The sequence below is a fragment of the Priestia sp. YIM B13490 genome, assembly GCF_042787735.1.
Lineage (GTDB): Bacteria > Bacillota > Bacilli > Bacillales > Bacillaceae_H > Priestia > Priestia megaterium.
Genome location: NZ_JBHZOT010000019.1, coordinates 39,232 through 50,235, shown reverse-complemented (window position 1 = coordinate 50,235; position 11,004 = coordinate 39,232). Strand labels below are relative to the sequence as shown.

At 38.1% G+C, this 11,004-nt stretch carries 10 protein-coding genes; 9 read left to right on the top strand and 1 reads right to left on the bottom strand.

Features of this window, described 5'->3' with window-relative positions; all coding sequences use genetic code 11:
* The first annotated feature begins 236 nt into the window (after positions 1–236).
* Positions 237–1,136 (top strand): arginase, encoded by a 900-nt coding sequence (gene rocF, locus ACFX4R_RS27155; protein WP_013054967.1) that lies wholly within the window; start codon positions 237–239, stop codon positions 1,134–1,136.
* Between the two features lie 82 nt (positions 1,137–1,218).
* Here the strand turns inward: rocF and ACFX4R_RS27150 are convergent, their stop codons facing one another.
* Positions 1,219–1,389 carry an aspartyl-phosphate phosphatase Spo0E family protein gene (locus ACFX4R_RS27150; RefSeq protein WP_223260213.1) on the bottom strand — a complete coding sequence of 57 codons (171 nt, stop codon included), beginning with the start codon at positions 1,387–1,389 and terminating at the stop codon, positions 1,219–1,221.
* Between the two features lie 155 nt (positions 1,390–1,544).
* Here ACFX4R_RS27150 and sigW point away from each other — a divergent pair, with 155 nt between their 5' ends.
* The 8 genes from sigW to ACFX4R_RS27110 all read left to right on the top strand — a co-directional run.
* Positions 1,545–2,108 carry an RNA polymerase sigma factor SigW gene (sigW, locus tag ACFX4R_RS27145; RefSeq protein ID WP_013054969.1) on the top strand — a complete coding sequence of 188 codons (564 nt, stop codon included), beginning with the start codon at positions 1,545–1,547 and terminating at the stop codon, positions 2,106–2,108.
* 14 nt (positions 2,109–2,122) lie between these two features.
* Positions 2,123–2,728 carry an anti-sigma factor family protein gene (locus tag ACFX4R_RS27140; RefSeq protein ID WP_043977769.1) on the top strand — a complete coding sequence of 202 codons (606 nt, stop codon included), beginning with the start codon at positions 2,123–2,125 and terminating at the stop codon, positions 2,726–2,728.
* A gap of 192 nt (positions 2,729–2,920) precedes the next feature.
* Positions 2,921–3,742 carry a diadenylate cyclase CdaA gene (gene cdaA / locus ACFX4R_RS27135; RefSeq protein ID WP_013054971.1) on the top strand — a complete coding sequence of 274 codons (822 nt, stop codon included), beginning with the start codon at positions 2,921–2,923 and terminating at the stop codon, positions 3,740–3,742.
* Complete coding sequence (locus tag ACFX4R_RS27130; RefSeq protein ID WP_043977772.1) at positions 3,735–5,297, top strand: CdaR family protein; 1,563 nt, start codon at positions 3,735–3,737, stop codon at positions 5,295–5,297. The genes cdaA and ACFX4R_RS27130 overlap by 8 nt, the downstream gene beginning before the upstream one ends.
* A gap of 28 nt (positions 5,298–5,325) precedes the next feature.
* A complete protein-coding gene (glmM, locus tag ACFX4R_RS27125; protein ID WP_013054973.1) occupies positions 5,326–6,672 on the top strand; it encodes a phosphoglucosamine mutase in 1,347 nt (448 codons plus the stop codon).
* 430 nt (positions 6,673–7,102) lie between these two features.
* Positions 7,103–8,905 (top strand): glutamine--fructose-6-phosphate transaminase (isomerizing), encoded by a 1,803-nt coding sequence (gene glmS, locus ACFX4R_RS27120; RefSeq protein ID WP_043977775.1) that lies wholly within the window; start codon positions 7,103–7,105, stop codon positions 8,903–8,905.
* 861 nt (positions 8,906–9,766) lie between these two features.
* A complete protein-coding gene (locus tag ACFX4R_RS27115; RefSeq protein WP_013054976.1) occupies positions 9,767–10,483 on the top strand; it encodes a YebC/PmpR family DNA-binding transcriptional regulator in 717 nt (238 codons plus the stop codon).
* Positions 10,484–10,641: 158 nt separating this feature from the next.
* Positions 10,642–11,004 (top strand): SH3 domain-containing protein (locus ACFX4R_RS27110; RefSeq protein WP_377571260.1); only part of this gene is annotated, 363 nt, incomplete at its 3' end.

Genomic DNA, 11,004 nt, shown 5'->3' with positions numbered 1-11,004 from the left:
GCCTTAGCTCAGCTGGGAGAGCGCCTGCCTTGCACGCAGGAGGTCAGCGGTTCGATCCCGCTAGGCTCCACCATACATATAAACGTACAACCTTTAAGCAAATTGCTTAAAGGTTTTTTTGTGTAGTTTTTACAAATTAGAATTGTATATATATTCAAAAAAGTGTCGAGTTGAGCCATCGCTCATTTAGCCGTTACAATAGGAGAGTAGCAACATTTGTGATGGGGGGACATATTATGAATAAGCTTTCAATTATTGGAGTACCAATGGATTTAGGTCAAACTCGCCGAGGGGTGGATATGGGGCCAAGTGCGATACGATATGCAGGTGTTATTGAACGCATCGAGAATATTGGATATAGTGTAGAAGATAAAGGGAATATTGAAATTGCCTTAGCTGAACGAGTACATAGTGATGAAAATACAAACTTAAAGAATTTAAAAGCTGTAGCAGATGCTAGCGAGAGGCTTGCTCAGACCGTAAGTGATGTTATTACAAATAAAAGGTTTCCTTTAGTGCTAGGGGGAGATCACAGCATCGCTATCGGAACACTAGCAGGAGTAAGTCGTCATTATAAAAACTTGGGCGTGATTTGGTATGATGCACACGGAGATTTGAATACAGCAGATACGTCTCCTTCAGGAAATATTCACGGTATGCCATTGGCGGCAAGTATAGGTATAGGAGACGACGCATTGACTCGAATTGGTGGTTATACACCTAAAGTCAAGCCTGAAAATATTGTGATTATCGGAGCACGTTCTTTAGATGAAGGAGAAAAAGAGTTAATAAAGGAAAAAGGGATTAAAGTGTATACGATGCATGAGATAGATCGAATGGGTATGACAAAAGTAATGGAAGAAACAATTTTATATTTGCGTGATAAAACAGATGGCGTTCATCTATCACTCGATTTAGATGGATTGGATCCACATGATGCACCTGGAGTAGGAACGCCGGTCATCGGTGGAATAAGCTACAGAGAAAGTCATTTAGCTATGGAGATGTTAGCAGAATCTCAGCTAATCACTTCTGCTGAGTTTGTGGAAGTGAATCCTATTTTAGATGAACGGAATAAAACAGCTACCGTAGCTGTTGCATTAATGGGCTCACTTTTAGGAGAGAAATTAGTATAAAACATTAGTACCTACCAAAAGGTACATGAAATATATATGAAGATAAAAAAAAGAAGCTCTTAGTTCGGATTCGAGAGCTTCTTTATATAGAGAAAAACTTTTCATATTCATTTAATAAACCATCTAGCTCTGAACTGACTCTCACTACTGTTAGTGATGATAAAGGGTTTTCTGCTGCAAGAGTGACCATGTTATTTCTGCATTCTTCAATTTGATTCAAAAGGTTCTCTTTTGTATGAGTCAAGCTTTCCACTCCTCTTCTTTTCATCTATACTAATTACATAACCTACGTACGATCTTTTTAAACGTATTTGACAAATTTTTGTTAAAATAATTAAGCATAAGTGAAACTTTATGATAAAGTACACGTATATATACTATCCCGCAATGGGCGGAGGTAACCGTTACATGGATTTATTATTAAAAAGAAAAATAAAAAAAGTAAAAAAAGGTGACCAGGATGCGTTTGCTGACATAGTAGAATATCACAAGGATAAACTTTTTCATCTATGTTATCGAATGTTAGGAAACCGGGAAGAAGCCCAAGACGCTGCCCAGGAAGCGTTTATTCGAGCCTATGTAAATATTCATAGCTATGACACGAGTAAAAAGTTTTCCACCTGGTTATATCGAATTGCTACAAATCTTTGTATTGATCGAATTCGTAAAAAAAAGCCAGACTATTATTTAGATGCAGAAGTAGCCGGGACCGACGGGTTAAATATGTACTCTCAAATAGCTGCCGATCAGGCCTTACCAGAGGAAGAACTAGAGCAAGTAGAATTGCAAGAATTCATTCAGTCGGAAATATTAAAGCTACCTGAGAAATATCGAACTGTCATTGTCCTAAAATATATAGATGAGCTGTCGTTAAAAGAAATCAGCGATATTTTAGACCTGCCTCTTGGTACGGTAAAGACTAGAATTCACAGAGGACGTGAAGCTTTAAGAAATCGACTTCGCCACTTGTAAGGAGTGAACTAAGAATGAAATGTCCAAAAATGTATGTAAATCTCATTCATGAGCATTTAGATGGAGATATTACAAAAGAAAATGAACTGTTATTAAAAGAGCATTTGCATCAATGCAAAGATTGTCAGCAGCATATGCATCAGTTAAAAAGAACCATTGCATTTGTGCAAAGCACTTCTCATATAGAATTACCTATGAACTTTACAGCAGGTGTTATGGCTGGGTTACCACGTGAGAAGAATCGAATTCGAATGAATAGATGGTTTACAAACCACCCGATTCTTAGTGCAGCTGCTGTATTTGTGCTGTTAATGTCAGGCACCGTGTTTTCAGCTTGGGAAACGGATGAAGACTTTTCTGTTTCAAAGCAGCCGAACTTGGTCATTCACGATAAAACAGTCGTTGTACCAAAAGGTGAGACCGTCAAAGGTGATATTACTGTGAGAAATGGCGATATTAAAATTGAAGGAAAAGTAGATGGAAACGTTACTGTTATACATGGTGATAAGTATCTAGCATCTGCAGGAGAAGTGACAGGCAATATTGAAGAGTTAGACAAGATTTTTGACTGGGTATGGTATAACGTCAAAACTCATGCCAAACAAGCTGTTGACTTTTAATAGTTGAAACATAAAACCGTCCGCTTATCTTGTTAGAGAGGAACAGTGGACGGTTTTATTTATATAAAAAGAAGGCTACATTATATAGGAACAAGGATTTAAAAATAAGATGTAATTTACAGTGTAATTTTGTTTTATGGTATAATAAAACGGTTATGTTATCTTTATTACATATATAGAGGAAGTGAGAAGATGCCTATTGGAGACCTGCCAATCCTCTCATATTTAGGAAAAATTGTTGATGTTCTCCTGGTATGGTTCGTCATATATAAATTAATTATGGTCATAAGAGGTACAAAAGCAGTACAGCTTTTAAAAGGAATCACGGTGATTTTAGTTGTTCGCTTTATAAGTAACTTCCTTGGACTAAATACGCTGCAATGGTTAATGGACCAAGCGTTAACGTATGGGTTTTTAGCTATCATTATTATCTTCCAGCCAGAGCTGCGCCGAGCGCTTGAACAGCTTGGGAGAGGACGTTTGTTTTCACGCAGTAATTTGCCTGAAGAAGATGAACGTACCGTTACGATTGAGGCGATTATAAAAGCAACGCATTATATGGCTAAAAGACGCATAGGTGCATTGATCTCAATCGAAAGAGAGACGGGTATGGGTGATTATATTGAAACAGGTATACCGCTCAACTCTAATATTTCTTCTGAATTATTAATCAACTTATTTATACCAAATACACCACTTCATGATGGAGCGGTTATTTTACAGCGGGATCAAGTAGCCGCTGCAGCATGTTACTTACCTTTATCTGAAAGTCCTTTTATTTCAAAAGAATTAGGTACTCGCCATCGTGCTGCTGTAGGAATAAGTGAAGTAACAGATAGTGTGACTGTCATTGTATCTGAAGAAACTGGAGGCATTTCCGTTACCAAAAATGGTGAATTGTATCGTGAATTGACAATTGATACATTGAGAGAAATGCTAGAAAAAGAATTAGTCACAACTTCTAAAGCAACTTCTTCCACTCGTTGGCAATGGAGGTTGAAGAAGAATGGATAAATTGATGAATCGATCGTGGGTTATGAAAATTATCGCGTTGCTGTTAGCCTTCATGTTATATTTATCTGTTAATTTAGATGATGGTGCCAGTTCATCAAATAAGATTCTGAACCGAAGCAGTTCTGCCAACACTGGAGTAGAAACATTAACAGATGTTCCGGTTCAAGTATCCTATAATGAGAAGAACAGAATTGTAAGAGGTGTTCCGGATACGGTTATTATGACACTGGAAGGTCCTAAAAATATTTTGGCTCAAACAAAGCTACAAAAAGATTATCAAGCTTATATTGACCTTGATAATTTAAGCTTAGGGCAGCATAGAGTCAAGGTTCAGTATCGAAATATCTCTGATAATTTAAACGTAGTGGTTAAGCCTGATATTGTAAACGTAACAATTGAAGAACGCGATTCAAAACAGTTTTCAGTAGAGGCAAGCTATGATAAAAACAAGGTCAAGAATGGATATGAAGCAGGGGAAGCAACCGTTAGTCCAAGAGCCGTCACGGTAACGGGCGCATCAAGTCAATTGGATCAAGTTGCTTATGTGAAAGCTATTATTGATTTAGATAATGCTTCAAAAACAGTGACGAAACAAGCAACTGTTGTCGCACTAGACAAGAATTTAAATAAATTGAACGTAACAGTTCAACCAGAAACGGTCAATGTAACAATCCCAGTGAGAAATATTAGTAAAAAAGTGCCGATCGATGTGGTTCAAGAAGGCACGCCAGGCGACGGTGTCAACATTACGAAGCTAGAGCCTAAAACAGATACAGTAAAAATTATCGGTCCGTCTGATTCTTTAGAAAAAATCGATAAAATTGATAATATTCCAGTCGATGTTACCGGTATTACGAAATCTAAAGATATTAAGGTGAACGTCCCTGTTCCAGACGGAATAGATAGTGTAAGTCCTAAACAAATTACCGTTCATGTGGAAGTAGACAAACAAGGTGATGAGAAAGACGCAGAAGAAACGGATGCAAGTGCAGCTGAGACTAAGTCATTTAAGAATTTACCGGTTTCTTTAACTGGTCAATCCTCAAAGTACACATATGAACTGCTTTCTCCTACTTCAGTAGATGCAGATGTAAAAGGACCAAAATCTGATTTAGATAAGTTGACGAAAAGCGGCATTAGCTTGTCAGCGAATGTAGGGAATTTATCTGCCGGGGAGCACACGGTTCCTATTATGATAAATAGTCCCGACTCTGTTACATCAGCTCTATCGACTAAACAGGCAAAAGTTCGTGTAACAGCGAAAAAACAATCAGGGACAAATGATGAGCAAACAGATAAAGAAACAAGTGGAAGTACGAGCGATAAAGAAACAAAGCCAGACACGGGAACTGGATCAGGAACAAATCCTGGGACGGGAAATTCAGGTGATTCAGGTGATTCAGCTGATAAACCAAGCGAAGAGACTGATACACCTGAAGACAATACAGATACACCAACAGATAGTACAGAAACTGGTGACGACAGTAGTAATAATCAAAGTGATGAAAATTCTACACCCGTAGATGGACAGACAGATAATACAGCAGGAAACTAAATGTTTTGACATGAAGGAGAGAAAATTAATGGGTAAGTATTTTGGAACAGACGGAGTACGAGGAGTTGCCAATAGTGAATTAACTCCTGAGCTTGCTTTTAAAATTGGACGCTTAGGTGGTTACGTTCTAACAAAAGATTCAGAGCGACCAAAAGTATTAATCGGACGCGATACACGCGTTTCTGGTCATATGTTAGAAGGAGCGCTTGTTGCAGGATTGCTTTCAATTGGAGCAGAAGTTATGCGACTAGGTGTTATTTCAACTCCAGGGGTAGCGTACTTAACAAAAGCACTTGGCGCACAAGCAGGAGTCATGATCTCTGCTTCGCACAACCCAGTTCAAGATAACGGAATTAAATTCTTTGGTCCAGATGGATTTAAACTTTCAGATGCCCAAGAGAATGAAATTGAAGCGTTAATGGATAGTGACACAGATCAATTACCAAGACCTGTTGGGGGAGATTTAGGTCAGGTAAATGACTACTTCGAAGGTGGACAAAAATATCTGCAATACTTAAAACAAACGGTTGATGAAGACTTCTCAGGTATTCATGTGGCATTAGACTGTGCGCACGGGGCAACGTCATCTTTAGCAGCACATTTATTTGCAGATTTAGATGCAGATATCTCTACAATGGGTGCATCTCCAAACGGATTAAACATCAATGACGGTGTAGGATCTACACATCCGGAAGCATTAAGTGCCTTCTTAAAAGAAAAAGGAGCGGATGTTGGGTTAGCATTTGATGGAGACGGAGATCGTTTAATCGCAATCGATGAAAAAGGCGAGATTGTAGACGGTGATCAAATCATGTTCATTTGTGCAAAATACTTGTATGAACAAGGGCGTTTAAAGAAAAACACGCTTGTTTCTACCGTTATGAGTAACTTAGGCTTTTATAAAGCACTAGAAGCTAGCGGGATTGAAAGTGCACAAACTGGTGTAGGCGACCGTTATGTAGTGGAAGAAATGAAAGCTAATCAATATAACCTAGGTGGAGAACAGTCAGGTCATATTATTTTCTTAGATTACAACACAACAGGTGACGGTATGCTTTCAGCTATTCAGCTTGTAAATATTATGCAAGCAACGAAAAAGCCTTTATCAGAATTAGCAGCTGAAATGAAGAAATATCCTCAGCTTCTTGTAAATGTAAAAGTAACAGATAAGCATCATGTTACAGATAACGAGAAGGTAAAAGTGGTTATTGAAGAAGTGGAAAAAGAAATGAACGGTAATGGCCGAGTACTTGTACGCCCTTCAGGAACAGAGCCGTTAGTACGTGTGATGGTTGAAGCACAAACACAAGAAGAATGTGAAACTTATGTAACGCGTATCGTAGAAGTAGTAAAAGAAGAAATGGGCTTAGAGTAATTCATTAATTATATGCATAAGCGGTGACGTTTCAAGCCGTTTATGCATATTTTTATATTGTTGAGAAAAATTCTTGGAAATTATCTGATGCTAAAGGCTGTTTTTACAGATAGTAAAGAAGATAATTGACGTTTTCTCACTTCTTATTGTAATATTAAATCTGTTCGTCTCTTAATTTATGTAAAGGAGTGAACAATCTAGTTTAAAAGTGAATACAAAGCGCCTGAACTAAGTAAAGGGACGGAAACGACTTAGTTGACGAGGAGGAGGTTTATCGAAGTATCGGCGGATGCCTCCCGGTTGTTGATTATCACGGCCGAAAACTTGATGTGAAAAACAATGAGGTGACTTATTGGACAAAAGCATTGAGATGATAATCATTGATGATGAAAAGAGACTCTCTTTTCATACATGAAGGAGGATTTTATCTATGTGCGGAATTGTAGGATATATTGGAACAGAAGATTCGAAAGAAATTTTATTACGTGGTCTTGAAAAGTTAGAATATCGTGGCTATGACTCAGCAGGTATTGCAGTTGTTAACAATGAAGGCGTACACGTATTCAAAGAAAAAGGCCGTATTGCAGAATTGCGTCAGGCAGTAGATAACAGTGTTGTAGCACCAGCAGGTATCGGTCATACGCGTTGGGCAACTCATGGTGTACCAAGCCAAGAAAATGCTCATCCGCATCAAAGTACATCTGGACGCTTCACACTTGTGCATAACGGTGTAATTGAAAACTATGCTATTTTGAAACGTGAATATTTACAAGATGTAACGTTCAAAAGCGAAACGGATACAGAAGTAATCGTTCAGTTAATTGAAAAAATCGCAGCAGAAGGCTTAGATGTAGAAGAAGCGTTCCGTAAGACAGTGAGCTTGCTTCACGGTTCTTATGCACTAGCTCTTGTTGATAACGAAGATAAAAATACAATCTACGTAGCTAAAAATAAAAGCCCGCTTCTTGTAGGTGTTGGCAAAGGATTTAACGTTGTAGCGAGCGATGCTATGGCAATGCTTCAAGTAACAGATCAGTACGTAGAATTAATGGATAAAGAAACAGTAATTGTTACAAAAGAAGGCGTAACAATTAAAACGCTTGATGGTGAAGTGGTAGAAAGAGCACCTTATACAGCAGAGCTTGATGCAAGTGATATTGAAAAAGGTACGTACCCTCACTATATGTTAAAAGAAATTGATGAGCAGCCTTTAGTTGTTCGTAAAATCATTCAAGAGTATCAAAATGAGAACAATGAACTGCACATTGATGCAGACATTTTAGGAGCAATGGATGAAGCAGACCGCATCTATATCGTAGCATGTGGAACAAGCTATCATGCAGGCCTAGTAGGTAAACAATTCATTGAAACGTGGGCGAAGGTTCCAGTAGAAGTGCACGTAGCAAGTGAATTCTCTTATAACATGCCGCTTTTATCTGAAAAGCCATTGTTTATCTTTATTTCTCAAAGTGGAGAAACAGCTGACAGCCGTGCAGTATTAGTTCAAATTAAAGAACTAGGTTACAAAGCGTTAACAATCACAAACGTTCCGGGATCAACGTTATCTCGTGAATCTGATTATACGTTATTACTTCATGCAGGTCCGGAAATTGCTGTAGCATCAACAAAAGCTTATACAGCTCAATTAGCAGTGCTATCAATTCTAGCGGCTGTAACAGCAAAAACACGCGGCATTGAATTAGAATTTGATTTAGTTCAAGAGTTAGCAATCGTAGCAAACACAATGGAAGTACTTTGCGACGACAAAGAAGAAATGGAAAGCATTGCTCTTCAATTCTTAGCAACAACTCGCAACGCATTCTTTATTGGACGTTCTGTCGATTATTATGTAGGTTTAGAAGGTGCGTTAAAACTAAAAGAAATCTCTTACATCCAAGCAGAAGGGTTTGCTGGAGGAGAGCTTAAGCACGGAACAATCGCTTTAATTGAAAACAATACACCAATTATTGCATTAGCAACACAAGAGCATGTAAACTTAAGCATCCGTGGTAACGTAAAAGAAGTAGTAGCACGTGGAGCTAATCCTTGTATCATTTCAATGAAAGGATTAGAAACAGAAGAAGATCGCTACGTGATTCCGAAAGTTCACGAAACACTTTCACCACTAGCAGCGGTTATTCCTTTACAATTAATCTCTTACTACGCTGCATTGCACCGCGATTGCGATGTAGATAAACCACGTAACTTAGCAAAATCAGTTACTGTCGAATAATAAGGTTCTAGACACCCTTCTATTATAGAAGGGTGTTTTTGTATATAATTCTCATTGAGCTAAAAAATATATTTGCTTGCTCAATTTATTTTATATAATAGAGTAGGTAAATGAACGAAACTCACTTATAAAAAAGGAAGTGAAAAGTATTAGTGGAGTAGCTCAAAGTATAAAGTACGTGTTGCGAGGCATTTTTTTTGTCTTGTATTTTCCCTTTTATTTTGTATTTCAAATTTTGTGTAAGCTATGGATATATTTTATCGCTAAGCCCCTCATATGGATAGGAACAAGAATTATTCAACCTGTCATTGATTTCATTTGGAGATACATTATACGTTTCTTGTTCGTTTATCCTATTTCTTGGCTATGGAGTGTCCTCATCTATCCTTTTATTCTCTTCGTTTGGAAACGATGTTTTTTGCCTATAACTAGATTTATATGGAAGTACGTTTTATACCCTGTGTTGTATCTAGTTTGTTACCCTTGTTATCTTTTCTGGAAATATGTTGTGCTGCCATTTTATAATGAAATTGTTATCCCTGTGGTTTCATTTTGTCAGCGTATATTTCTCTGTTTCTGGAAAGGAGTTAAGTGGATCGTAATTCATATGATCTACTATCCTTTACGGTGGATTTGGATGAGATGTATATACAAACCGCTTAAAAATGTATATACAAAAATCATTCAGCCGGTTATCAAATGGTTTTCTCATTTATTTAGTTAATGAAATATACCAAAAGATTGCTTGTCTTTTTTAGGTATTAAACTCGAAAGATAAGAGGGAATTGATGTATAATAAAGACGGATATATCATTGCCTATTTATTTTATTAGATTCAATTTTGAAAGAGAGTGAAACAATATGGGCCGTAAGTGGAACAATATTAAAGAAAAGAAAGCGTCAAAAGATGCTAATACAAGTCGTATATATGCCAAGTTTGGCCGTGAGATTTATGTGGCTGCGAAACAAGGCGAGCCAGATCCAGAATCAAACCAAGCGTTAAAAGTTGTATTAGAGCGCGCGAAAACATACAATGTGCCAAAAGCAATTATTGACCGTGCGATTGAAAAAGCAAAAGGCGGATCAGAAGAAAATTACGATAATCTTCGTTACGAAGGTTTTGGACCAAATGGCTCAATGGTTATCGTAGATGCTCTTACGAATAACGTAAACAGAACAGCTTCAGACGTGCGTGCTGCTTTTGGTAAAAACGGCGGTAATATGGGAGTAAGCGGATCAGTAGCGTACATGTTTGATCCAACAGCTGTTATTGGGGTAGAAGGTAAGGATGAAGAAGAGACGCTAGAACTGTTAATGGAAGCAGATGTAGACGTGCGTGACATTTTAGAAGAAGAAGATTCTGTAATTGTTTATGCTGATCCGGATCAATTCCATGCGGTACAAAAAGCGTTCAACGATGCTGGTATTACGGAATTTACAGTAGCTGAGCAAACGATGCTTGCTCAAAATGATGTAACTCTTCCTGAAGATGCACAAGCTCAGTTTGAAAAAATGATTGATGCATTAGAGGACCTAGAAGATGTGCAGCAAGTATATCACAACGTTGATTTAGGATAATAGTGAAAGAGGCAGACCTATCAAAGAGGTCTGTCTTTTTTTATAGGCCGTGTGAAAAGCATCTATTGACCCTTTCCCTTCTTTTGGAATATGGTAAGATAATGAATTAAGAATAGAAAATAGTAGAATTTTATAAGAGATAAATGGAGGGAAAGCAGTTGAAAAAATTAATGGTGGGGATAGCGTTAACAGCTACACTTGCAACGGCTGTAACGCCTGGCTTTGGCTCAATCGGAGGAAATCAAGAAAAGGCATATGCAGCGACAGTTACATATAAAGTAACGGCAAGCAAGCTAAATGTGAGAAGCGGAGCGGGAACGACTTACGGGATTATCGGCAGCGTAGTGAAAGATCAAACGCTATCTGTGGTGAGCAAAAGCGGAAGCTGGTACAAAATCAACTATAACGGCCGCACGGGCTATGTAAGCAGCGATTATGTACAAGCATCCGGAACAACAACGGCCCCAACAACGCCGCCAGCAGAAAGCACAGCGTACACAGTAACGGCAAGCACGCTGAAT